27 protein-coding genes and 1 pseudogene are annotated in these 26,218 nt (G+C 27.2%); 25 read left to right on the forward strand and 3 right to left on the reverse strand.

The window, feature by feature from the left end; all coding sequences use genetic code 11:
- From KI686_RS17305 to KI686_RS14715, 3 genes and pseudogenes are all read left to right on the forward strand, one after another.
- A pseudogene (locus tag KI686_RS17305) lies at positions 1-125 on the forward strand (IS30 family transposase); the annotation flags it as partial.
- Positions 126-234: 109 nt separating this feature from the next.
- Positions 235-1,176, forward strand: a complete 942-nt coding sequence (locus tag KI686_RS14710) for a hypothetical protein (RefSeq protein WP_237590093.1) — start codon at positions 235-237, stop codon at positions 1,174-1,176.
- 155 nt (positions 1,177-1,331) lie between these two features.
- Positions 1,332-1,637 carry a hypothetical protein gene (locus KI686_RS14715; protein ID WP_237590094.1) on the forward strand — a complete coding sequence of 102 codons (306 nt, stop codon included), beginning with the start codon at positions 1,332-1,334 and terminating at the stop codon, positions 1,635-1,637.
- 329 nt (positions 1,638-1,966) lie between these two features.
- Here the strand turns inward: KI686_RS14715 and KI686_RS14720 are convergent, their stop codons facing one another.
- A complete protein-coding gene (locus KI686_RS14720; RefSeq protein WP_237590095.1) occupies positions 1,967-4,285 on the reverse strand; it encodes a T9SS type A sorting domain-containing protein in 2,319 nt (772 codons plus the stop codon).
- 362 nt (positions 4,286-4,647) lie between these two features.
- Between KI686_RS14720 and KI686_RS14725 the strand changes: the two genes are divergently transcribed.
- The 22 genes from KI686_RS14725 to KI686_RS14830 all read left to right on the forward strand — a co-directional run bounded on the left by KI686_RS14725 (position 4,648) and on the right by KI686_RS14830 (position 21,795).
- Positions 4,648-5,619: an alpha/beta hydrolase family protein gene (locus tag KI686_RS14725; protein ID WP_237590096.1), complete on the forward strand. Its 972-nt coding sequence runs from the start codon at positions 4,648-4,650 to the stop codon at positions 5,617-5,619.
- A gap of 148 nt (positions 5,620-5,767) precedes the next feature.
- On the forward strand, positions 5,768-6,211 hold the full coding sequence (locus KI686_RS14730) for a GNAT family N-acetyltransferase (protein WP_237590097.1): 444 nt from the start codon (positions 5,768-5,770) through the stop codon (positions 6,209-6,211).
- A 161-nt stretch (positions 6,212-6,372) separates the two neighbouring features.
- Complete coding sequence (locus KI686_RS14735) at positions 6,373-7,083, forward strand: DUF4488 domain-containing protein (protein WP_237590098.1); 711 nt, start codon at positions 6,373-6,375, stop codon at positions 7,081-7,083.
- A 93-nt stretch (positions 7,084-7,176) separates the two neighbouring features.
- The gene (locus KI686_RS14740) at positions 7,177-8,160 is read left to right on the forward strand and encodes a hypothetical protein (protein ID WP_237590099.1); all 984 of its coding nucleotides are present in this window, start codon (positions 7,177-7,179) and stop codon (positions 8,158-8,160) included.
- A 147-nt stretch (positions 8,161-8,307) separates the two neighbouring features.
- Complete coding sequence (locus tag KI686_RS14745; protein ID WP_237590100.1) at positions 8,308-8,742, forward strand: hypothetical protein; 435 nt, start codon at positions 8,308-8,310, stop codon at positions 8,740-8,742.
- A 153-nt stretch (positions 8,743-8,895) separates the two neighbouring features.
- On the forward strand, positions 8,896-9,369 hold the full coding sequence (locus KI686_RS14750) for a Crp/Fnr family transcriptional regulator (RefSeq protein WP_237590101.1): 474 nt from the start codon (positions 8,896-8,898) through the stop codon (positions 9,367-9,369).
- Positions 9,370-9,454: 85 nt separating this feature from the next.
- Complete coding sequence (locus KI686_RS14755) at positions 9,455-9,820, forward strand: DoxX family protein (RefSeq protein WP_237590102.1); 366 nt, start codon at positions 9,455-9,457, stop codon at positions 9,818-9,820.
- 68 nt (positions 9,821-9,888) lie between these two features.
- The gene (locus tag KI686_RS14760) at positions 9,889-10,404 is read left to right on the forward strand and encodes an SRPBCC family protein (RefSeq protein WP_237590103.1); all 516 of its coding nucleotides are present in this window, start codon (positions 9,889-9,891) and stop codon (positions 10,402-10,404) included.
- Between the two features lie 7 nt (positions 10,405-10,411).
- Positions 10,412-10,852, forward strand: a complete 441-nt coding sequence (locus KI686_RS14765) for an SRPBCC family protein (protein WP_237590104.1) — start codon at positions 10,412-10,414, stop codon at positions 10,850-10,852.
- A gap of 140 nt (positions 10,853-10,992) precedes the next feature.
- On the forward strand, positions 10,993-11,583 hold the full coding sequence (locus KI686_RS14770) for a Crp/Fnr family transcriptional regulator (protein WP_237590105.1): 591 nt from the start codon (positions 10,993-10,995) through the stop codon (positions 11,581-11,583).
- Positions 11,584-11,651: 68 nt separating this feature from the next.
- Positions 11,652-12,623, forward strand: a complete 972-nt coding sequence (locus KI686_RS14775) for a hypothetical protein (RefSeq protein WP_237590106.1) — start codon at positions 11,652-11,654, stop codon at positions 12,621-12,623.
- A 307-nt stretch (positions 12,624-12,930) separates the two neighbouring features.
- Positions 12,931-14,145: a hypothetical protein gene (locus KI686_RS14780; protein WP_237590107.1), complete on the forward strand. Its 1,215-nt coding sequence runs from the start codon at positions 12,931-12,933 to the stop codon at positions 14,143-14,145.
- A 202-nt stretch (positions 14,146-14,347) separates the two neighbouring features.
- On the forward strand, positions 14,348-14,872 hold the full coding sequence (locus KI686_RS14785; RefSeq protein WP_237590108.1) for a hypothetical protein: 525 nt from the start codon (positions 14,348-14,350) through the stop codon (positions 14,870-14,872).
- A 176-nt stretch (positions 14,873-15,048) separates the two neighbouring features.
- Positions 15,049-15,627, forward strand: coding sequence for a hypothetical protein (locus tag KI686_RS14790; RefSeq protein WP_237590109.1), 579 nt, complete (start codon positions 15,049-15,051; stop codon positions 15,625-15,627).
- A 137-nt stretch (positions 15,628-15,764) separates the two neighbouring features.
- Positions 15,765-16,532 carry a DoxX family protein gene (locus KI686_RS14795; RefSeq protein ID WP_237590110.1) on the forward strand — a complete coding sequence of 256 codons (768 nt, stop codon included), beginning with the start codon at positions 15,765-15,767 and terminating at the stop codon, positions 16,530-16,532.
- Positions 16,529-16,996 carry a DinB family protein gene (locus tag KI686_RS14800; protein WP_237590111.1) on the forward strand — a complete coding sequence of 156 codons (468 nt, stop codon included), beginning with the start codon at positions 16,529-16,531 and terminating at the stop codon, positions 16,994-16,996. The genes KI686_RS14795 and KI686_RS14800 overlap by 4 nt, the downstream gene beginning before the upstream one ends.
- Before the next feature lie 180 nt (positions 16,997-17,176).
- Complete coding sequence (locus KI686_RS14805; RefSeq protein ID WP_237590112.1) at positions 17,177-17,575, forward strand: DoxX family protein; 399 nt, start codon at positions 17,177-17,179, stop codon at positions 17,573-17,575.
- Positions 17,576-17,893: 318 nt separating this feature from the next.
- Positions 17,894-19,228 carry a hypothetical protein gene (locus KI686_RS14810; RefSeq protein ID WP_237590113.1) on the forward strand — a complete coding sequence of 445 codons (1,335 nt, stop codon included), beginning with the start codon at positions 17,894-17,896 and terminating at the stop codon, positions 19,226-19,228.
- A gap of 183 nt (positions 19,229-19,411) precedes the next feature.
- Positions 19,412-19,978, forward strand: a complete 567-nt coding sequence (locus tag KI686_RS14815; RefSeq protein ID WP_237590114.1) for a Crp/Fnr family transcriptional regulator — start codon at positions 19,412-19,414, stop codon at positions 19,976-19,978.
- A gap of 62 nt (positions 19,979-20,040) precedes the next feature.
- Positions 20,041-20,502: a DoxX family protein gene (locus KI686_RS14820; RefSeq protein WP_237590115.1), complete on the forward strand. Its 462-nt coding sequence runs from the start codon at positions 20,041-20,043 to the stop codon at positions 20,500-20,502.
- A 290-nt stretch (positions 20,503-20,792) separates the two neighbouring features.
- Complete coding sequence (locus KI686_RS14825; RefSeq protein ID WP_237590116.1) at positions 20,793-21,263, forward strand: hypothetical protein; 471 nt, start codon at positions 20,793-20,795, stop codon at positions 21,261-21,263.
- Positions 21,264-21,345: 82 nt separating this feature from the next.
- Positions 21,346-21,795: a glycosyl-4,4'-diaponeurosporenoate acyltransferase CrtO family protein gene (locus KI686_RS14830; RefSeq protein WP_237590117.1), complete on the forward strand. Its 450-nt coding sequence runs from the start codon at positions 21,346-21,348 to the stop codon at positions 21,793-21,795.
- A gap of 135 nt (positions 21,796-21,930) precedes the next feature.
- On the opposite strand, the gene KI686_RS14835 is transcribed toward KI686_RS14830, so the two are convergent.
- The gene (locus KI686_RS14835; RefSeq protein ID WP_237590118.1) at positions 21,931-23,991 is read right to left on the reverse strand and encodes a M3 family metallopeptidase; all 2,061 of its coding nucleotides are present in this window, start codon (positions 23,989-23,991) and stop codon (positions 21,931-21,933) included.
- A gap of 497 nt (positions 23,992-24,488) precedes the next feature.
- Entirely contained in the window at positions 24,489-26,141 is a 1,653-nt protein-coding gene (locus KI686_RS14840; RefSeq protein WP_237590119.1) for a serine hydrolase domain-containing protein, read from the reverse strand.
- Positions 26,142-26,218 lie beyond the last annotated feature (77 nt).

The raw sequence follows: 26,218 nt of genomic DNA on the forward strand, positions 1-26,218 counted from the left end.
TTAATGAAATTGACATAAAACAGCTTCAAAATATTCAACAAAAATTAAACAACAGACCAAGAAAAATTATTGGATATAAAACACCTAAAGAAATGATGGACTTAGAACTAAAATTTGTAGCTTAGTAGCATCAAAAAAACAATACGGTTTGTTGCGTTACAACATTGAATCCAAGAAATAATTAAAGAGAAATTATCTAAAACTATATTTGAGTTCACAAAGAAACCAATCCAAATGAACAAGACTTTTAGAATTTTAAAAAAGATAATTTTATATACTTTTTCAATATTAGTTCTTCTCTCAATAGTAGGTTATATTTATTTCTACAAACTTCCCAAAGGACCAGAAATTACAGAAAATGTCAAAATAAAAAATGGTCAAGATTCTTTTGTTATGTATGCATACAAGCAAAGTGAAAGAAAATCTATTAAAGTTTGGACATACAAACCTGAAAATTGGAAAAATGAAGATAAGATAGTTTTCGTTATGCACGGAGGCGGAAGAAATGCGGATGATTATCTTGACGCTTGGATTGACATTGCCAAAAAGAACAATTTATTAATAATAGCACCTGAATTTGAAAATAGGTTTTCAAAATATACAACTAACGACTATCAAGAAGGAAATTTATTCACTTTTTTCGGGACTAAAAACCCTAAAGAGGAATGGGCTTATACAGTAGTTGAAAATATATTTGACCATATCAAATCAATTAATAATATTACAAATGAAAATTACGACATCTTTGGACATTCAGCTGGTGGACAGTTTGTTCATAGAATGATACTATTAATGCCTGAATCGAGAATTAGAACAGCTATTTCAGCTAATTCTGGATTTTATAGTTTACCAAAAGAGAATCTTAAATTTCCATACGGTGTTAAAAATACAGGAATGGATTTAAAATCTGATTTACAGAAATCTTATAAAAAAAGATTGATTATTTTATTAGGAGAATTAGATAATGACCCAAGTTTAGGAACTTTCAGAACAACTAATTTAGCAATGGAACAAGGAGCTCACAGATTAGAGCGTGGAACAAATTTTTATAATGTAAATAAGGAATTAACAAACAAAAATAATTGGATATTTAACTGGAAAATTGACACAATAAAAAATGTAAGTCACAATTATAAAAAGATGTCTGAAAGTTCAATTGAATGGATAAATAACTAACCTTAACATGTGTATAATTTATTGCTAATTCTAGCCTACTTACTAAAATCCTTGCGGATTTTCTTGGTTAGTTTTTATTTGCTACAATTAATTACTTAAACATGGCACTAATCTTTTACTAACACGTTACCAACAAGCACCAAGCAGAACGTAAAATGAAAAAGAAGTTAATACTTTGGAGTTTGATTTTTATTAGTCAATTTGTGGTTTGTCAGAAAAATAACAAAATATATTTTACGAGAAATCATATTTATAGAACAACTTATTCTTATGGAATAACTGAAATTATAATTCATTCTGACACAACTTACACAAGAAGAGACTGGAGTATGCTAAATAAAAAAGAATGGAAAGATTATAAGAAATATAAGCCTAAATTGAGTGTAGGGAAAATTAGTTTTAATGGAAAGAATTATGTTTTAAATGAATTTAGAAATGGGAATAAATCTGACTTTGAGTAGAATATAATTCTGACTGAAAAAAAATTGACTTTCTTTTTCTATAAAGAAAATGGTGGAATTGATAAAGTCTCAAAATATAAAAGAAGAAAAAGAAGAAATTAAGCCAGTTGGTAACAATGTGTATGCTTAGCGTTATTTCCTTTGGAAAAAACTCGTCCACAGCCAATTTGAGTAATTTATTACTTTTAACATAACAAAACGCAATTAAACATAAGTACTAAACCTTTATTAATGCAAGAGCAAGTTTACGGAATTGTATTTATGAACTGAATAAAAAAAATTTGAAATCGTTCGCTATAAATTATCTTTTATCCAGTTCATAAAAAAAATTAATATTTACTAATTTTCTTTATGTAAACACCATCAACAAACGTAAATCTAAATATATATATACCGCTATTAAAACTATTCAAATTAATAGCGTTTATATTTTCTAAATCCAAAATTAATCGACCATTCAGATCTAACATCTCTACTCTTTTTGGAATTTTATTTCCGTAATCTAAATGAATAAAGTCTTTGGTTGGGTTTGGGAAAATATTTATTTCAAATTTTTTATTTTCCTCTAAACTTAAATTTCTTTCTTCACAAAGTTCAATAACTTCCTCTTTAGTATTACAACCGTTTTTGTTATTTCCTATACCAATTTTGTTGATATTATTTTCTAAAAAGTCACATACAATATTAATATTACATACATCTAAATTTGAATTCCCATAAATTCTAATAAACTGTCCAACACTATTTATGTTGTTTAATGAGTTAATGTTAGTTAAATCATTATTATAATTTATATCTATATCTAATCCAACTGATGTTAATAAATCAAAACCTTTTAACTCAGTTATTCCTGTATTAAAAGAAAATCTCATACGCCATTCAATAGAAGATAATTTTTTAAAACCGCTTAAATCACTAATACTGCTATTTTCAATTATAAAATTCTGATTTACTTTTTCTAAACTTGCAAATCCAGATAAATTATCAACTGAGCTAAAAGTTATCTGAAATAAGCCAACTGACAACAACTTATTAAATCCACTAAAATCAGAAATACTACAGTCATAAAAGCCAAAAGAATTATTAACAGATTCTAGTTCATTAAATCCATTTAAAACGGATACTCCAGAATTTTCCCTTAAAGAAAACCAGCCGCCAATAGTTTTTAAATTACTAAACCCACTAAAATCCTCCATTGCATTCCTATAAAAACTAAGGTTTGATCCAATTGACGTTAGTAAGGTAAACCCGCTTATTTTATTTAGATTAGTATTATTCTCAACTAACAAACTTTCACCTATCTGATTTAAGTTATTGAACCCAGTTATTTTTGTTAGGGAACCATTGTACTCAATACCAAGATCTCCAGTTAGCACTTCTATTGAATTGAAGCCCTCAATAGATTCTAAAATTGAATTATGTTCAATATTGATATTTGAAATAGTCCCAATTAAAGAATTAAAACCATTGATTGACTTTAGTGAACTTTCCCATATAGAAAAGCTTCCTTTAATACTTTTTAAACTTGGGAAGTCGCTTAATGTTTTTAATTTAGGATTGGAACGGAATGACAAATCCCCTTCTATACTAATTAAATTTTCAAAACCAACGACCGAAGTTAGTTCATCATTTCCATACACAGAAAACAAAGAACCACCAATGGTTTCTAGAGTTTTAAAACCACTAATATTTTGTAACTGAGGATTTTCATAAAAATATAAAACACCAGTAATACTTTTTAATTTATTAAAACCTAATACTGATTGAGTTGTGTTATACCTAAATTCTAAATCACCCCCTATACTATTTAATTCTGTAAAACCTTCAATTACTTCTGTATAATTATACCAAAACTTAACATTGCCTGTAACTATCTGTAAAGTATCAAAAGCATCTAGAGATGTAAAATCATGACTATTTCTAAAGGTTAAATTTCCATTAATCAAATTTAGTTTTTCAAACCCACTAAATAAGGTTAAATTTTCATTTTCATCTATTAAAACGTCACCATTAATAGACTCTATAATGTTAAAGCCATTGATGTCAATAAGTCCGTTATTACGTTTTAGTAAGATTCCATTGTTAATAGATACTAGCCTTTCAAAACCATCGATATGTAAGCTTGTATTTTGTTCGAAAATCAAAGCTCCTTCGATAGAGGTTAATTCTGATAATCCTGCAATTGTTTGATCACTATTATTAGAGAATTTTAGATCCCCATTAATGCTTTTTAGGTTTTCTAAATCATTTAGACCTGATAGATCATCATTATTATTTAAATTAAAATTGCCACCAATTGTATTAAGGTTTTTCAAGTTTTTCAAATCATCAACAGAATTATTAGAAAAAGTAAAATCTCCATCGATTGAAGTTAAATTTATCAATCCACTAGTATCTGTTGTTTGGTTAAGCCCTGCAAGAGTAAAATTGCCATTAATTGAAGTAATATTTGACAATCCATCTAAATTGTGGATTTCATTTGAATAATTATTGATATATAAATCTACATCTAAATCTGTACAGCTAGGAAAGTTAGTTTTAAATAAATCAATATCTGATTGTTTATAAAAATTCAAATTACTGGTTGGACATTGAGATAAACCAATATATGTAACAAAAACTAGTAAAAGAGTGAAAATATTTTTCATATTGATTTTCTACCAAAACTACAAAAAAAAACAAATTTTCCTATAATATATTCAGCCAATATTCAAGAAAAAAATAAATAAACTATAAATATATAAAAGCACTAAAAGCTAACAAAGTATATAATTTATTGCTAGTTCTAGTCTGTTTACAAAAGTCCACGCGGACTTTCTATTCGGTTTTTATTTGCTATAATTAATTACTTAAACATGGCACTAATCTTTTACTAACAATTTGTGTTTAATATCCAAACTGTAACAAAACTCTTGATAATTCGTCAAATATATAAACGAACTATTTTATAAAATTAATAAAAAGAATTGCAATATCTATCGGAATTTTAATGCTAATTGTGTTTCTTTTTTTGGGTTTAAAACTTGGAACAAAATATTATAAATCTTATCAAAGTTCTGAATCTTTAACCAATACAACTCTAGATTATAAAATTAGCGCTGATGATTATAAGAATTCATACAATCTAAAAGATGGAGCTATTATATCTAAAAAAATAATAAATCTTTCAGAAATACCACCAATTTGGAATAGCATCTCTGAAAATAATTCTTTAACAAAAAACTATAAATATTTAGATAACATTAATTTTTATGTTATTCTTTATAAGAGTGATTCTCTTTTAGTAAATGGAATAATTGCTGAACCAAAAAAAGAAGGTAAATTTCCTGTAATTATTTTTAATAGAGGAGGAAATAAAGAAGTGGGAAAAATGGCTAAAGCAAAAACGCTTCATTCTTTAATACAATCGGCTTCAAAATTAGCAGACCAAGATTATCTAATTATAGCCAGCTGTTATAGAGAAAATGATGAATTTGGAGGTGATGACATTAAAGATGTTCTAAATTTAACAGAAACGATTAAAACAATTAAAAAAGCAGATTCTAGCCGTATTGAAATGTTTGGATGGTCAAGAGGTGGAATGATGACTTACCTATCTCTAAAAAACAGCAATCTAATTAAAACCGCGGTAATTGGAAATGGACCATCTGATTTGGGAAAATTAATTATTGAAAGGCCTGAAATGGAAAGATTAGTATGTGCTAAACTGATTCCGAAATATAAAGAAAGTAAAAGTGAAGAACTAAAAAAACGTTCTGTTGCTTATTGGGCTGACGAATTAGATAAAAGTGCAAGTTTACTTATTCTTTGTGATACTGAAGACCAGCAAGTAAACCCTAATCAGGCTGATATAATAGCTGATAAATTAACTAAAATAAATTATGATTTTAAGCTTGAGAAAGTAAAAACTGACCACAAGTTTTCTGATAAAAAAAATGAGCTAAATAAGTTATTAATTAATTGGTTCAAAGAAAAATTATAAAGTACTAAGAACAACACCGTGTAAAAAATTGCTGGTAAAAGCCTACTTTTTGAAAATCCTTGCGGACTTTCTAGCTGTATTTTATTTGTTAACTTAGTACCACAACATGTAACCTTCAATAAACAAACACTTTGTACAACATTAAAAAATGACACAAAAAATAGATAAAGTCCATAAAACTGAATATCAAGAAGTCCTAAATGTTTGGGAATCTTCAGTTAGAGCGACTCATCACTTTTTAAAAGAAGAAGACATAGCGTATTTTAAACCTTTAATTTTAAACACGTATTTGGATGCCGTTGAATTAAGGTGTGTACGAAACCATGAAAATAAAATTATTGGTTTCCTTGGTGTTGCAGAACAAAATTTAGAAATGCTATTTATTGACCCCAAATATAGAGGTAAAAAAATTGGAAAAACGTTATTAGATTACTCAATTAGTCATTTAAATGTTACAAAGGTTGACGTAAATGAACAGAATGAACAAGCAGTTGGGTTTTACAAACATTTTGGATTTGAAATGGTGAGTCGTTCTAAATTGGATTCCTCTGGAAAACCTTATCCGACTTTACATATGAAATTAAAAAAGTAAAACTACTACCATATAAAATTAAATACTTCTTCCTTACTTACAAAATCCTAGATGGTTTTCTATTCAGTAATTATTTACTAAATTTAGTGCTTAATCGTAGTAATTAACTCTTTACAAACACGTTCCGATTTTATTACCTGAATAATTTAAACATCAAAAACATGAAAAAAGTAATTATTGTAGTAGTCACGTTAATCTTTTCGTTATCAACACATGCGCAAGGAATTATTGGTGCTTGGGAAACAATTTCTAAAGCACAAAATGGAGATCAATTAAAAACTGTTGTAATTTTTACAGAAGGTTATCAAGTGTCCACAACGTATGATGCCACCACTGGAAAATTTATAAGCACAAATGGCAGCGCATGGAAATTAGAAGGCAATACGATAACCGAAAAAATTGAATTTCACACAAAAAAGCCAGCACTAGTAGGTACTGAATTAACTTATAATATTGCTATTTCTGATAATGAAATTAAAATTATAAACAGTTCTACGATAATGAAAAGATTAGATAACGGTACTCCAGGGGTTTTACAAGGTGCTTGGTTAATGTCTGGCAGAGTTAAAGATGGTAAAACTCAAATGCGAGATATAAACAGACCTAGAAAGACCATGAAAATTTTATCGGGAACTCGATTTCAATGGATAGCATACAATACCGAAACTAAGCAATTTATGGGTACTGGTGGTGGTACTTATACTACCAAAAATGGTGAATATACAGAGAACATAGAATTTTTCTCTAAAGACGATACCAAAGTAGGTCGCAAACTACAGTTTAATTACGAGTTGATTGATGGCAAATGGCATCACTCAGGTTTATCAAGTAAAGGAGCACCTATTCATGAAATATGGACTATCAGAAAATAACATGAAAAAAGCCAATAAGACATATAATTAATTATCTGTTGTATTAATTGTTCTCTAATTTAGATTTTTCTAAATTTTACATCATACATAGAAATGACAACTAATCACTCTAATCACCCTTTGGCTACCCCTATCGAAAGCGTAGGGATGTGGGGTTATCCAATTGAAGACAATATCACCGCTTATTTAGATTTGTTGTATGAGGGCAAGCTTTACGAAACGTTGAAAATAGGTTATTCTGGAAAAGACATCATTCTCAATTTGGCAGATGCCTATGCCAAAATATCAAAAATAATCTTCTGGGAAGAAGATGAATACTATGATGAGGCACTGAAAGCCTTTCCTTACCTTGTTAGTTATATTCTTGAAACAGAGCTAGAGATTAATGATCTTTTCAATGTGTCTAAAATCATCAACAATTATTTAGATGATGAAACTCAAAACGGGCCAGAGCATATTGAAGCGTTCAAGAGTGAGGTTCAAAAACTCTCAGCTATTTTCCAACAGGAAAAATATAAAAATGTAATATATGCTGAGCTACAGGATAAATCTAGATCGGATTATTTTGAGCTGATTTCCATTGCAACTGATTTTTATGGTGAGGATGAGTTTGAGTTGTTTTTCACTTTTGCAAAACATCAACCAGTACAAGTCCTTTTCTGGTCGCAATGGACTTTTGGAATGGATGAGGTACAAGTTAAACGCTTTATCGAATGGGCACGCAGTTACATGCCCACTGATTGTTTAAGAAAACCAGTATCTCGTAATCACCAATATAACAAAATCGAGAAAGCTATTCTGGAGAGAGTGTTGGCTTATCCTGAAAATACGTTAAGAAATAGGCAAGACCGTCATGACTTCATCGTCTGGGGGCTTTCCTCAACTGATCCGTTTTTGCCATGCAACGCAGCCTGGTTGCTAGAAGACATGCCGCTTTCTGAATGGCCGAATGGTAGTATAGAAATCATCACAGAACTTTTTGATATGATGGAGCCCAATTGGACATCCTGGATAGCAAAGGAAAGTCGATACGTGACGATAAAAGAGAGGCTTGAAATACTTCTGCAAAAGGATTAACGACAATCAATATACAATTACAAAAAATTATAAAGAACAGGATGCAACAAATAGATTTAAAAATTGATAATTGTCAATAATAGCCGACGTTGCACATTTGACGCAACCATTCCGTAATTATTACATCTATAAAGTAAAAACAGTTTAATGAAAATTAGAAAATTATGTTTAGGAATTATTTTAATAATTACTTTTTTTGTAGGTTGTAATAATAACAATGATACTTACAATTCAATGACTTGTGATTTCTCCACATTAATTAGTTCGGAGAAATATGCAAATGCACCATCCGACCAATTAACAATTAATAGTTTAGAAATAATCGAAAATTGTCTTAAAATAAACTTTAGTTCAAGTGGATGTGGTGGAGATACTTGGCAATTAAAACTCATCGATTCAGAAGATATATTAGAATCAAATTCAGCTCAAAGAAATTTAAGACTATCCTTAAAAAATGAAGAATTATGCGAAGCATTTATTACAAAAGAGTTGAGTTTCGATATTTCAAATTTACAAGTTGACGGAAATCAAGTACAACTAAATATTACTAATTCTAATGATGAAATATTGTATGAATATTAAAAACGTGCTACAACACCGTGGATATAATTTATAACTACTCCTCTCCTATTTTTAAAATAATTCTAAGTCTGCTATTCTTTATATATTTGCTAATCTAAAAGATTTAACGCTTAACAACTATAATACAAACACTTTGTGTATTATTGAAATCAGATGAAAAAAATTAAGGTAGTAAAAAAACAGATTCTACAACGTAAAGGCGATTTACACAGTAAATCTTATAAAGTAGAATCTGGCTTATTAAGAAGTTATACTATTGATGATAAAGGAAAAGAACATATATTTATGTTTGGTCCTGAAGGTTGGATTGTTACAGACTACGTGTCTCCTAATGAACCTTGCGAATTATATATAGATGCTATAGAAGATTCTGTAATTGTTCCTATAGAAAAAACATCTTCACAAGATATTGACCTAAAAAAGTTTATAAAACGAATTCGGGTATTACAAAACAGAGTAATCATGCTTATGAGCGCTTCAGCAGTTGATAGATATGAACATTTTATATCTACCTATCCAAATATTATACAAAGAGCACCACAACACATGATTGCTTCTTACCTTGGTATTACACCCGAAGCTTTGAGTACTTTAAAAAGCCAGAGACTTCGCTCTAAAAAAAAGTAAATTTCTTAATCTACATTAATGTATAAAAATTCAGTTCTTCTGTTATTTACACTCTAAATAATTTTTAACCAAAATACCAGAAAAAATGAATATTACACTTTACATTGCACAAGGCTTATTAGCCTTTATGTTCCTTATGGCAGGAATAATGAAAGTAACAAAAAATAAAGAAACGCTTCGTGAAAAACTAGGAGATTGGACAGATAATTATACCGAAAAAAACCTAAAATTAATAGGACTATTAGAAATTTTAGGTGCCATAGGTATGGTTTTACCTATATTTATTAGCGCATTAGCAATACTAGTACCAATTGCTGCAATTGGAATAGCTATGATTATGGTTGGAGCGTTAATAATTCATTTTAAAAGAAAAGAAAAAGACAAAGTAATTGTAAACCTTATCCTTTTATTTCTAGCTCTATTTATCGTGGTAGGAAGACTATATATATAACCAGTACTTTAAAATACATCACTATTTACCTGATAGTAATTAATAAAATTTAAAAACAATCTAAAAGAATGAAAAAATCATTTAAATTTTCATTACTAATACTATTGATTACTATCAGTAGTCAACTTCAAGCTCAAAACAATGTTTCAATAACCAAAACTATTGATATCCCTGTAAGTAAGGATAAATTATTCAATTATATATCAGACTTAAATAATGATGTTGTTTGGAGAGCTGAAGTAGATAGTATGGTGCAAATTACTTCACCAAAATATGGTACAGGTTTTACTGAATATTCTTCGTTTGGAAAAAAGCGTACCATAACACCAACATACGTAACGGAAAATAAAGATCATAAAATTGTATATACAACTCCAGATACTGCAAAATATTACCTACAAAGTATTAGAGAAGTGAGTACTCTTGAAAATGGAGAATCTAGATTTACATACACTTTAATTTTTGATAATAAAATGACTGGAGAAACAGCTCCTTTTGTAATACCAAAGTTTTTAACAAAAATGTTTTACGGTAGCACAATGAAAAAGTATTTAAAAGTACTAGCAAAAGAGTTGGATAAATAAAAAAATAATGAAAAAACAATTTATTCATCAAATTCAATTTCAAACACCTGCTTCTATTAGCACTGTATATAATTTTGCAAAAAAAGTTGAAAGAAGAAGCGAGTGGATTTCCATAATTAAAAAAGTAGAATTAGTAGACAGCCCTATTAAAATAGGCAGTAAATTTAAAGAGTTTACTAATAAAGGAACAATGATTCTTGAATTTACAGCTCTTGAACCAAACAATAAAGTTGCATACAAAACCATTGAGTCTAAAGGTCTTTTTGCAGATATAAATTGGGATATCAAAGAAAAAAATGAAGGCAGTTTTGTTCAAATTTCATTCTCTTTTAAAGCCAAAGGATTTCTAAAAATAATATTACCTCTTATTTTTAATAAAATTAAAAAAGGAATAAACGAAGACATTAAGGTACTGGAAAGCCTATTGCTTAAAACTAGCATCAATTAGCACTCATTATTACTAAAACTAAAATCTACTAATGTAGCATTAAACAAAAGTTTATCTAAAATAAATATGCTATTATTAATACAATTATCCATTCTGTTTTTTAGTTTTATATTACACATGTAATTTAAAGCATAAATAGAATGGATAATTTAGATTTTTTTCTTGAAAAAGCTAAAGAAAATAATTTAAGAGAAGATGTAATTAATGAATTAATACGGGTTTCTAAATTAGAACAGATAAAGTCTAAAACAGTACTTTTAGATTATGGCCAAAATTGCAATAAAATATATTTTATTTTAAAAGGAGCATTTATAACTAAAGCTTGGGATGAAGAAAAGCAAATTGAAAAAACAATAAGCTTTAATATAGATTCTTTTCAGCCTTTTTTAACAAATCCAGAATCCTATTTTTCAAACGTAGTAAGTGACACATGTATACAAGCTATTAGCGACGCCACTATTATGAGCTTTAATAAGAGGGATTTAGAAAAAATATCGTCTAATAATAAAATATATAATCAGCATTACAATAGAATGATAATTGATGGTTTAATAGCAGAAAATCAAATTAGAATAAAACTATTAACTTACTCTCCAAAGAAATTTTACTGTTATTTAAGAACTAATCATCCCGAAATCATTCAAAATATTCCTTCTAAACATATCGCTAGTTTTCTTGGTATTTCAGATGTTTGGCTTAGTAATTTAAGAAAAAGCTTATCGCTTTCTTAAATTAATTTAAGTGTAATCAATTTTACACAGTCTACTTTTGTGTTATATAAATATAAAACATAAAAATTATGACAACAATAGAAAATAAATCAATCAACTACATAAAAGCAGATGCAACACACATCAATTTTCCGGTAACTAATCGTGAAGAACATTTTGAATGGTGGTATTTTGATGCACATTTTGATAATGGAGACCATTTTGTGGTTATGTACTCACTTAACGATACAAGGTTAAACCCGAGAATGCCATCAGTAAGACTAAACATTTACCCAAAAGGACAACCAGAAATCTGGAAACTTAAAGAATATACAGAAGCAGAAGTTACTACAAGTTATGAAAAGTGTGATGCCACATTTGGTGAGGAATACTGTAAAGATTGTGGTGATTATTATGAGCTTTACACTATGATTGATGGTTATGGTGCTAAATTAAAGTTGCAAAAACAAAACCACCCATATACTACAGAAGGTACTAACGCTCCAATGCCTTGGACAGTTGCAGTTCCTTCAGGACCAATAGAAGGTGAATTATATAAAGGAGGCGAAGTAATACAAGTAAAAGGTATTGGATACCACGATCATAACTGGGGAGAAAAAACACTTGCAGGAAAAGTTAAAAACTGGTATTGGGGAAAAATACATACACCAGATGTTTCAATTGATTACGGAATTTTCATGGACTTCAACGACCAGGTAGCTATACCAGGTGCAATAGTAACAGATAAAAACAATTTACTAATGACACCTATAGATTCGCCTGAAACAACACAATTTGAAGCTACTATTAATGATACGATGACAGAAGAAACTATGGGCTATACTTTCGCCAAAGATTTTACACTAAAAGGCAAAAAAGGAGACGTTAGTTTTACTGCAAACATTAAGCTTAAAGAGATTGTTATGGTTGAAAAAGCTAAATTACATCCAGGTGAAGATGCATATAGATATATTGCTAATGAGGAGTTAACAGTTAGTCGAAATGGTAGTACAAAGACCTATCACACAGAAGGATTACACGAAATAGTATACCTAAAATAATAATAGAAACTTATTACATTTAGTAGAACAAGTAATTAAAGCCCAATTTATTTGGGCTTTTTTATAATATAAACCATTATTAAGTTTTGTTATTGTACAACAAAATATTATCAACTTTAAAATCTAACATTCTTTTAAAACAGCTATACAATTATATCCAAAATTAATTAAAACATATAGTTTATGGCTTGTTCTCTCCTACTTTATTAAAAACTTTAATAGATTTTTTATTTAATTTTTATTTGCTAAATTGGTTGCTTAAACACATAATTAAAACACACTCCTAACCTTTTTATCATAGCCAAAAATGGAAAAAAGATCCTTAATTTTATTAACCTTTCTATCAATTTTATTTGCCAATTGTTCTTCTAGTAAATATGTTAATTATTTAAAAGTAAATACGGAATCTATTCAACTAACAGACTCTTTACAATTTAATTCATTAGACAATGATTTTTATAATAAGAAGCTATTTTTTGTTGGAGAGATACATGAGGTAAACACTTCTCCAAGAATTGATTTTGCAACATTTGCTCAAATTAATGAAAAAAAGAAAATTGATTATTATTTAGCAGAAATGGATTTAATACAAGGTTATTATCTACAAAAATATTTAGAAGGTTCTAACCAGTTAACACTTAAAGAAATACTTGAAAATTGGGTGGTTTATATTGGTAGTATCTCTAACCAGTATAGACAAAAATGGGTTAAAATGCGTAAATATTATGCTGATTTGCCTGAGGATTCAAAATTTAAATTAATCGGTATTGATAAAATTACCGATTACGACCTTTTAAGAAAATGGTTAAAAGAAAAACTTCCTAATAAATATTCTAATACTATTCCTTCAGATAATAAAGAACTTATTTTATGGTCTGAAAACAATTTAAAAACCATTATAAATGCTGTGAAAAATACCCTTGAAGTTGAGGACATAAAACTACTTGAAGATGTTTATTTTAATTTATCTAATTTAAATAAAATTAGAACCAGAGATAAATTTATGTACACAAATTTTAAGAGATATTACAAACAAAATAACTGGAATAATAAAACATTTTATGGAGGATTTGGGTTTGCACATACATTACAAGCATATGATTATACTCTAGCTGGTAGAATAAAAAAAGATACGTTATTACCTTTTTCTAACAGTATGGTTAGCATTAATGCATTGTATGTAGACTCTAGACTAACTGTACAAAGTAGAGCGTTGCCTAAGTTTTTACAAGATAAAGGTAAAGATTTTACAAGATTTAAATTTTCTTATGATAGTAGACTATTTATGTATATAAGAGGTATTGCAGATTATAAAAAAGTAACTAAACCAAATACAATCAGTTTAATGAAGTTAGATGCTAAAAACTCGCCTTATTTACAATCGACTAGAGGAACAAAAACAAAAAGTATAATACCTATTTGGGAAGGATTTGACATCCTAGAAGAAAGTGTTACAACAGATTACGCCCAATACATATTATTTGTAAGAAATGCTGATTGGATTATACCTGATGAACAATAATAGCTGTACATAATAAGATAGTTTTCATTTAAATAATTTTTACAAGTATTTTGTTTGTAATTATTTATCAATTATAATATTAAAGAAAGTAAGTATTTCTTTATAAAATATATCTAAATAATATTCCTGTTTGAATTAAAAAAAACGTAAATTACTGACTAACAATAAGGTAAAAGTATTTTACACTTTGAATTTAATTATTATGAATAAATTTTTAATTTTAGTATTAATCATTTTTGGACTTCAAACTGATTGGCTTACTGATACAAAAAAAGCTATATCTGAAATTGATGAAAAAGCTATTTTAATCAACTCTAATGTAAGTGAAGAAAATGATGTTAAATCTATAATTTCAGAATATAAAGAAAGAGAAAATAAAAAAATAAAGATGGAATTCTCTCATACTAAATTAATGGATATTGAACAGATTTTTTATCAAAAAAATGGTTTTATATTTGGTCAAATCATAAAAGGAAAAGATGTTATAATTTATAAAAAAAAACCTTTAAAAAACGAACCTTACGCAATACTGCTTGACTCTAAAACATATTTTAAGAATGAAACTGAAGGAATAAACTTTACTAGAAAACTTAATATTTATGAAAATGACAAAATTGAAAATATTAGAAAGAAATTAAATAAATTAGAATTTGAAACCAAAAAATTAAATAAAGAAGATTATATAAGATTAAAAGAAAAATTTGACAGAATTACAAAACAAAAATAATTACAAAAAAAATGAGTTTTAATCTTTTTTTCAATAAATAAAACCTTCACTTATCAGTTTTTTTTAATTTATGGAAAAAACATCATTTGTAATCATACTATAACTTCAATTCTAAAAATTTAATAGTGCTACATTTTTTAAATTTTTATATATTTAAAAAAACATTCTAAATAATTATGAAACAACTGATATTAATTTCCTTTATTTTAACTGTAATTTTAGGATGTTCCTCTTCTAAATCAATTATCAACAACAACAAAGCAGTTGGTATAAAACAAAAATCATTTAACTCACATATACCATATACTTATATAAATGGATATAAAAACTATGAAATTAAACCGATTCTTTCAATTAAAAATAACGACTCAACTTACACAAATGAATTAAGGTTTAATGCTGTAAATTCCGCTATGTACACAAAAAAAATAATGTATGATAAATTTGGAAAATGGGATAAGGAATTTTGGCCTGATGGAGCAAATCAACCAATTTTAATCTGGGAAAAAAGAAAATTAATTAAAAATCAAAATGAATTGTATTCTGTAGCAACAAACGGAAAAGAAAGTATGAAGGAAATGTTTGCTTCAGTTATTGTTTTTGATTCAAAAAATCAAGATTGTTTATCAGAAGACTATAAATTAAAAGATCCTGTAGTTAACTTTTTTGCTACTAAAATTAAAAATCTAAGTTCAAATCATGATTTTTATGATGTTTATTGGAAAATGGTAAAAGAGCACAATGGCGCAAAATAACTATCTACAAAGTGCTCATCTACTTATATAATTTTTGTAAATTTTCTTTTGTATTTTTATTCAATAATTTGCCTGCTAAAACAGTAATAAATTAACGGTAAACAATTTGTTTCTAATTTAACAAAAACTTATTTGTATTGAATAACCTAACTAAATTCGACCAATTTTATTTAGAAATAAGGTCCAATAGATGGTATTGGTATTTTTCTATTTTTTGTAGAATAATTTTAGCTTATGCTTTTATTGTAGCAGGAATCGTAAAAATTATGGATGAAAAGTTCGCAAATGGTTTGTCTGAAATTCATCCAATGGGCGCATATTTAACAGCACTTCATCATACAGGATATTATTATCCTTTTATAGGGTTTGCGCAAATAATTGCAGCAATACTTCTTTTAATTCCTAGAACAGTAACATTGGGTGCACTTCTATATTTTCCTATAATAGTAAATATATGTATTCTGTCTTTAGCTCTTAGGTTTGAAGGTTCTTTTGTTACTGCTCCCCTAATGGTTTTGGCCAATTTATACATTCTTATTTGGAACTATGATAGGCTAAAATACATTTTGCCATTTAAACAAACGCCTATTTATGGTATTTTAAAGAAACCCGAAAAGTATAATAATAAATTCCCTTTTCTATTTTTTATTGGAGTTATCATAACTTTTGTTTTAATCATTTTAATATTTTTAAAGGGTTTTGATATTATGCCAAGAAATTCTATATCAGATTGTAAAAAACAATATATAAATACAAAATATGAAACAATAGGAAATGAATTTTGTCTATGTGTTCATTCTAAAAATACTATTTTAGATACATGTTTAGAAGACTTTTCTAAGAAAAAGAAACAATTGGATAAAAATAGAAAGTATAACTACCTTTTTTTTGATGATATAAAATGACCCAATCTGAACTTATAATTTTAAATTTTACAGAAATAAGAAGGAAAAGTATAAAACTTTGGAATGCTTTACCTGAAAACTATTATGATTGGAAACCAGATGAAAAAGCTATGACAGCTATAGAAATGGTTAGGCACGTTTTAGAAGCCGATTATGGATGGAATATCATAATTAACAATGGAAGCATGGCAAATTATAAAACACCTTGGTATAATAAACCTTTTATTAGTATTGCTGATGAACTTAAATTTGCAAAACCATATAGAAAAGCATTTTTAAAAAGTATTCAACAATTTTCGGATACAGATTTAAATAAAACCCAAATTATCCATCCTGGAAACGGAAAAAAGAAATTCTTAGGAAAATATTTATTCCGAATAGCTTATCATGAATCTGTTCATGCTGGGCAATTTCTTTCGTATTTAAGAGCAATAAAAGTTGATAGACCTAATATATGGGATTAAAACATCTTAAATTACATTGAATTTTCTTATTTCTTCTGATATAAAATAGCTTTTTCATTTATTTAATCCTCCAAAATAAATCTATTCAAAAATTATTCAATTGTTCTATTGATTACTACTTTGTAATTTTTATTACTTTTATTTTCTGTTAATTAGACTAAATATTAAAAATTAATACTCATGATTTCTAATTTAGACAACAAAACACTATCCGTACATTTATTACGTATTTCCTTTGGTATCAATTTTCTATTTCATGGTATTGTTAGATTACCGAATTTAGAAGGTTTTGTTAATGGAATGCAAAACACATTTCAAGACACATTATTACCTACTTTTTTAGTAACCCCTTTAGCATATATGATTCCTTTTATAGAATTAACTATTGGTATTTTATTGTTGATTAACAAATTTACCAGACAAGCCTTAATTGCTTCTTTCGGGTTGATGAATGTATTAGTAATAGGTAGTTCTTTTGCCCAAAAATGGGATCTTGTTGGTTTGCAGGCTACTTATATTGGTTTTCTATTTTTACTCCTTTATTTTATGAAAGACACTTCTAATAGAACTGTAAAATAATTACCAAAAAAACACTTGTTTTTTATATTAAATAATTAACTCTCCACATTTAGTTCTAAAATTTAAATGTACTCTAAAAGTGTAAATTATGTTTTTTTATAATTTATACAAAATACTGTACCTAATTTTAAACATATAATAGATTTTCTTTTTTTAAAAGGGAATCTTATTACTTAATAATAGCATTTTAATACATCTTTTAGTTATACGTTAAAAGATTTTTCTCATCAATCATAAAATACAAAATACCTATTACTAGGTATTGATATAGATGTATTTAAAAATAATTTTACTACAGAAATTATAAACTATGATTAAGTGAAATATTTATTTTTAATTGCAACTTTTTTTGCAATTTACACTACCACAGCACAAACAAGCGTAAAGACTTTTTCCGTTACATCTAGCGATTCTTATAATGGATACAAATACGATTATAAAGTAACTATAAAATATCAAATGTCTGATGCTGGTTATGGCAATAGCCCTACTGCTCTAAAAGTAGGTTTTACAAATTTTGAAGTTACAGAAGTTTATTATAATGATAAAAGAGCATCGTCTTATTTAAAGAATAAAAATTTTCCGATATCTAAAAAACTACAAGCAGATTTAAACGGAGATGTTAGTATTAAAAGAGGTACTTTGTCAATATCTTACTCTTTTAAACTTGGTTCGGTTTCTACAGGTGCTTTAGATAATTATGATTTAACTTCTTCGGATAGAAATAAACTTTTTAAAACCTTTTCTAAAGACGTAACTTGTAATGATATAAGTATACAAATGAATTCTGCTAAGATTACTAATTTAGGCGTTTCCTTTATTGGTTCTATCATAGATGAAATGAAAGCACAAATAAGATATGAAAAAGAACAAGCTAAAAAAGTAACAGAAAATAAAGTTGTAAAAACTAAAATTAATCAACAAAATAGTGATAAAACTTATAAAACAAATACTACCACCACTCAAGTAAAGAATAGTGATAACACTCAAAATACAACAGAAAAAGCTGCAAAAACAGAAGCACAAAGAGCGGCTCAATTAGCTGCTTATAAAGCAGAACAAGCTAAAATTAAAAGAAAAAATATACAAAAAAAACAAGCTGTAGCAAATGCAGCAAAAGCAATATCTGAGTTTTCTGGCGGGTTTAATAATAACGTATTTACAGACTTACGATTTTCTACAAATTATAGAATATCTGAAAATATAATAGATGAAGATGATAATGATGCACATACTTATTTAGATATGATTACCTATGATTTAGGTATTGGTGTTGGTAGAAACGGTTTTTTTAGTGTGGGATACGGAACTCCTGATTATAAACATATAGAAGGTTCTTCAATAAAAATTGGAATAGGCTTTGATCTTATAAATTTAGCTCCTTTAACCAATTATAATAGATATGGAATTACCATAGGTATAGAAGGAGAATTCGCTTTTAATAATATAGAAAGCATTGAAGATAATTACCGTGATGTTTTAAGCGAAGATGGTACTCTTTATGGTGGTGCTGTAACTATAAGATTATTTGAATTATTCTACATAGGTGTAGGATATGGTTATATTACTAGTGAAGAAAATGGCCCAAACGGTAACAAAACTTTAAAAGGAAATTATTCTAATACTGTTCTTGGCTTAAACATTCCTTTTTAATATCAACTAAATAATAAAACTTTAGCTGCTAATTTTTCATAATGTATTCTAGCATCATTATATAAAAAAATATTTAGCAAATTATAATTATAAGTTTACTAAATTTAAAGTTTATTACCAAAAAGCCAAATCATTTAGATTTGGCTTTTTGGTAATAATATTATAAAATTAAATTCAGTTAAAATGGATGAAATAAAGAGTTTTATTGAAAAAATTACTCCAATTAATAATAAAGATTGGTTGTTTTTTTCTTCTAAATTACAAAAAACAACAGTTAACAAACACGTTCCTTTAATTAAAGTTGGAGAAATTGAAAACTCATTGTCTTTTATAGTAAAAGGAATGGTAAGAATTTATATCCCAAAAGAAGAAAACGATTTAACCTTTGGTTTTTTATTTGAAAATGAATTTGTTACAGCTTATGACTCTTTTTTAACACAAACGCCATCTAAATATCAAATAGAAACTTTAACAAAAACTACCATTTTAAGAATATCTTATAAAGACTTAGAAGATGTGTATTTAAAAACAAGTTGTGGTAACATTATTGGAAGAAAAATGGCAGAAAATATGTTTTTAATAAAGTCTAAAAGAGAGCTTTCTTTATTAAGTAAAACAGCAGAAGAAAGATATCTAGATTTATTTTTAGAAAGACCTAACGTGTTAAAACAAATCCCTTTAAAATATATTGCTTCTTATATTGGTGTAACTCCACAAGCTTTAAGTAGAATTAGAAAACGCATTACTTAACCCAAGTTCATTGTTAATACTTTTATCTTTTCTGACATTTGTACAATAATAATTAAGAAAACATGAAACCTTTAATTGTACTTTTTTCTAGTTTTATCATCTCTCTATTTGTAATAAAAATTATAAAAAAAGAATTTGATATTTCTTTATCTGCCAGAATTGCGATATCAATAATGTTCCTATTTACTGCTATTGCACATTTTTTTTATACAAAAGGGATGTCTATGATGATTCCTAAAATAATACCTTATAAACAAGGTTTAGTTTATTTAACAGGAGTATTAGAAATTTTACTCGCCCTAAGTCTTCTAATACCTAAATTCAAAGAAATATCTGCATGGATATTAATTATACTACTAATATTAATGTTACCTGCAAATATTTATGCAGCAATACATAATGTCAATTATCAAAAAGGAACTTTTGATGGTAACGGCATTAATTACTTATGGTTTAGAATTCCTCTTCAAATATTATTCATTTTTTGGATATATCTCTGCTCTATAAAATCTAGTTTTTTATAAAAGCACTTATAAATTTATTTGTAATTTTAGCATTTGTGTTTTATTTAAATCACATAAAAAATTATAAATAAATTCAATAAAAATTGATACACAGATTTTATAACAAAACTAAAAAAGAGCAAAACAAGATATTAATTACAATAGCATTTTGTTCTCTTGTAATAGTAATACTATCTATAATTATCTCTATCTATTTTAAAATATATCTAATTGCATTTTTAATATTTGCTATAATCTTATCTATAATTGCTCCTTTTTTTGACATGCCTTCCTTAAAAAAAAGTGGTAGAATGATTTATTATTCTTCTCTATTTATCACAGAAAAACCTAAAAATGGACTTATTAAAATTCATGGAGGTACATTGTTTGATTACTATTTTGTAATTGATAAAAAATGGAATGGAAAACAAAGAACTAAATTTATCATTCAACAATATTTAGAAGGATTATTAAACCTAATTGAAAAGTACGAGAATGATGAGCAAATAAAAATTAAAGGAACAAGCTACATTATAAATAAAAGAACTGCAGAAAAAATTGGCTTTAAAGTTGATAAAATTGATGCTTTGCAAAAGATAACATTAATGTATAATTACTTTAATATTTTAATTTCAAATTCAATTGCTAAAAAGCAATTATCATTTCCTAATTTAAGCAGAACCAAAACATTTTATACAGATATTGGTCAATTAGTTGAAAGAAAAAAGTACATAGAAAATTTAAATAAATCATTAAAAAATACTTTACCTAACAACAACTAAAAAAACTCTTAAAATTGTGAAATGCTTTTTAATTCGTTTTTATTTTTAAATTAGATGTTCAGTTTACAAAACAAAATTGTTTATGATTAAATATCTAACATTCGGCATATCAATATGTTTTATCTCTTGGATTATAGGAATGATTTTTAATAGTATTCTTCAAAAAACGGAATATTATCAAAAATTATCAAATCTAAATTTTATTGAAAGTAAGCGTTTAAACAAAAAAATTGGGATTCAATATTTTAAGTGGATTGTAAAGAACACCTTTTTTAAATTCTTTAATCAGAAATTAAAAATTGATAATAATAAAGTTGATTTAAATGAAATTAGAAAAGAAATGACTTACGCCGAAATAAGCCATTTAATAGGATTTATTTTTGTCATCTTTTTTGTCATTTATAAGAGTTTTACTCATAATTTATTATTCGGGTTTGTAATTATGATTATAAACATTTTAATGAATTTATACCCTTCTTTATTGCAACAAGAAAACAAAAGACGTATTGATAAATTGCTTAAAAAAAAGTAATTTATAGACGTAAAAAAACAAAGACGATCATCAATTAGCAATACCTAAAAAACGTAAACTAGAACTGATCTTAAGGTGTAATTTATAGAAAAACTAAATAAATACTTTAGCAATAAATTTGTTAACTTTTTACTTTTATTCCAATCCTAGACTTTTAATATAAGCTTTATTATTTGTAGGTCTTCCTAAAAAGGCTTCAACAGCTTCATCTATATCTCTTTGTGCACCATTTGCTAAAATTATTTTTCGGTATCGAATGCCTGTTTCAGTATCGCGCAATCCGTTCTTTTTAAATTCTGTAAACATATCTTGTGCATAAACTTCAGACCACAAATAACCATAATAATATGTTGGATTGGTATTAATGTGAATCCAACTTGCCTGAGGATGGGTACCTTCTATATAATAATCCATTACTCCCATTTTGGTATCAATATCTTTCCATAGCTGATTTGTGTTTAAAAAATTATTTGGATTAAATTTATCATATAAATTCATATCATAGAGACAATACCTTAAAGACAGTTGAGCCAATAAACCAGAACCTGCATTTTTAGCTTCTATTTTTTTATTGAATAGCTCCTTTGGAAATACTTCTCCTGTTTTATAATGCTTAGCAAAAGAGCTTAAAATATCATAATCATCAATCCAGTTTTCAAAAATTTGAGACATTGCTTCTGCAAAATCATCTTTTGTATTTGCTAATAAAGAAAACTCACCTTCGTAAGACATCATATCAACAATATGCCCAAATTCATGAAACAGTGTAGTAAGTTCGTTAAAACTAATTAGAGACGGTAATTTATCTGTTGCTTTTGTAAAATTACCCAATAACATAGCTACTGGAACTTCATAGCCTTTAGCAGTTTGGCTGCCCCATTTTAAAGGAACTCCATAAAACCAAGTTTCTTTATTTGGCCTTGGATATAAATCTAAATAGAAACTCCCTTTTAATTTTTCTCCTTCATATACTTCATACATGGTAACATCTTTGTGCCAAACTGATGGATTTTCTACTTTCTTAAATTTTAACCCAAGAAGTTCTTGGTATAAGGTAAGCATACCTTCTAAACAGGCATCCATTGGCAGATATTCACGCATTTTTTCATAATCTAAATTATATTTTGTTTTTAATAATTGATCAAAGTAGTATCCATAATCCCAAGGATCAATAGCACTATCATCATTGGGCGTATTTAAATGTGTATTTCTTACCGTTTTTAATACTTCAATATCTTTAAGTGCTTTGATCTTAGATTCAGCTAAAAGACCATCTATAAAATCCCATACTTTTTCTGGTGTTTTAGCCATTTTATTTGCAAGGTTGTAACCTGCATAAGAATCATATCCCATTAATACCCCTAGTTGATGTCGTTTACTAACCAAGGAATCTAAAATGGGTAAGTTTTGTTCTGCTGCAATATTTGCTATTTTAGTTGCATAAGCTTTTCTAACCTGGCTAGAAGAAGCATTGCTTTTTACTAAACTAGTGGCATTTATTACAGGAATTTTATAGGTACCATTTTCTAATGTATAGGTGTCTTTAAAGTTTTCTGGTAAACCATCAATTTCTTCTTCATTTAAGATCAGATATTCTTCTGCAGTATTCATATTGGTAGAATATTGTGCTGATAGTTTATTAATCTGGGCAATAAGTGTCTTGTAGGTTTTTAAATCTGCTTTATTTAAGTTTACACCATATTGTTTAAAATCTTCAATTATATAATTGGCTAATATTTTTTTATTGCCTTGTAATAATTTCCCATCATCAGAATCAACATAGCCTTTAAAGGTTTTAAACAAATCTTTGTCAGCTCTAATTTCAGTTATTACAGAGTCTATTTTTTGATAGCCTTTAGTGCCTTCTATTCTAACAAGTGAATCAGCTGATACCCAGTTTAATAAAAAAGTATTACAATAAACTTTATCTAACTCATTATTTATTCTATCGTAGGTTTTAAATGTATTTTCAAAATTATGTACATCTTTAGATTTAATAGACTCTATATCTAATAGCGAATTATGTATTGTAACATTTACGTATTCTTTAATATGGTTTGCATTCACCTTTGCGTAAGCAATAGGCTCATTTAAGTTTACAAGAAAAGGGTTATCTGCTTGCAATACTATTTTTTCATTTTTTGAATTAGTACATCCTAGAACTAAAGTGGCTAATAAAAGTAAAGTTAGTCTCATTATTATTGGTATTAGCGTTGATATTAAATTGGGGACAATAAATTAAAACAATAAAAAACTGTAAATAATACATCAAAAATTAAGAAAAGTAATCTTTTATATCTTTTTTACAGGCTCATTATTAGTAATTTACACCAATATAAGCACTTTTATAAAAACAATAAAATAAATTTTTAATAATTATAAAACTTATATCTAAATGATGTTTGTTTAGTGACTGGTAATACTATACACTTTTTTGTAATTGAAATTAGAGGATACTTAAAAACTTATAATTAAAATTTAACTTATTAAGTAATTTACCATTTCTATAGTATTTAAAAATAAGTCCTAAGAAACAAATAGGAATATTATTGGTTAAAACATTCTAGCAAAAGGCAATTGTAATTGTAATTGTAAAAGCATTACAAATATAGGCTGACTTGTACACAATGTCCTTTAACTAAAAATTAGTGAAATTTTACTTACTTTTTAACTCAGTTTTTTGGTGGCATCAGTTATTTTTTAAACTTCAAATTTTTAACTCTTCCTGAATCTAATTCAAAACCTAAAATTGCTCCATCTTTTCGTTGAAATCTTACTAATCCTAGTTCCGTTGAAAATTGGTCTAAGTCACTAATTGTGCATTCAATAATTGATTGTGTATTTTCAATTCTAACCATTAAAATTTCGTTTTCTATTTCAAAATTATAATTCACATCTAGTTCTTTACTATAATAACTTCCTACGTAATCTTTTAGGTTGATTCCTGAAGTATCCATCGTTTTTTTTCTTGCTGCGATGGTCTCACTATCACCTTGTAAAACTTTAAGTGTTTGTGTAAAACCATCTTTTAAATTAGAGAATGAAAAACTTATATTTTTATTTCCTGATATTTGGAAAGTATTCCCACTTACTTTTAAAATGTTATAGGTTGATTTATCCCAAGTTTGAAGGACATTTAAGGAGTCATTCTTAATAGATAAACTGAGAATAACACCAGGCTGTATTTCATAATTACCTACTAATTGGTTTAGTTGAAATTCTTCTTTTGGAACATCAATTTTAACTTTTTTATCTTTTTCAACAACCTTTTCAATTAGTTTGTCTTTCAGTAATACATCTGCTACTTGATTGGCCATTCTTGACGGGTTGGCATCACCTCTGTTGGCAAATATTGCAATGGATAATTTTTGTTCCGGAAAGCGCAATAGTTCCGCTCTAAAACCAACAAAAGCTCCTCCGTGTCTAATCGTTTTTAATCCCTTGTATTTACTTATCATTAAACCAGAAGCGTAGTCAATAACTTTTCCATTGTTTAATATACCTTGTTGTGTCATCACACTCCAAAACTCTCTACTTAAAACAGCTGACTCATAATAGGCGTCATCCCATTTCTTTATATCATTTATGGTAGTAAATATTCCCCCATCACCAATCATATCTAATGTAGTCATACTGATTTTATAGTGCTCATTATTATCAGGAACATATCCAGACGCTCTGTTTTTTACAATTTGCGTATGGTCATTATGAAAATGTGTATTACTCATTTCAAGAGGATCAAATATTTCTTTTTTAGCAAATTCAGCCATATTCATTCCAGCTACCTTTTTTACGATTTGACCAAGAAGCCAATATCCAGAATTACTGTATAGATATTCTTCACCAGGTGCAAAGTTTAAATCAGTTTGATTTATTAGCCATTTCATAACATTGTCATCAGTATAATAGTCATCATCCCCCAATCCTTTTAAATAACTAATCATTAAATAGTCTCTAATACCGCTCGTATGATTTAGTAAATGTCTAATTGTAATCTTTTCTGCATAATCAGGAAAATCAGGGAATAAGCTTTTTAAATTATCATCAAGACTTAATTTGCCTTTTTCTGCAAGTAATACAATACATGCAGCCGTAAACTGTTTGGAAGTTGAACCGATTCTAAACACAGAAGTAGCAGAATTCGGAATATCATATTCCATATTTGCCATTCCGTATCCCTTGGCATAAATTAGTTTTCCTTCTTTTATGATTCCTAACGCACATCCTGGAACATCTGTCTTATTCCATTCCGTGAAAATGTTGTCTATTGCTTGACTTTCTTTAATTTGTCCAAACGAATAAATTGTAAAAGAACTAAGCAATAAAAAGATAAAATATTTTTTCATAATTGTTTTTTTTTGAGGTAAACGGTTTCGGTTATGAATAGTTTTGTGAGTTTATACTAAATTTTATAAATACCTAC

The sequence above is a fragment of the Polaribacter sargassicola genome (genome assembly GCF_021991835.1).
GTDB lineage: Bacteria > Bacteroidota > Bacteroidia > Flavobacteriales > Flavobacteriaceae > Polaribacter > Polaribacter sargassicola.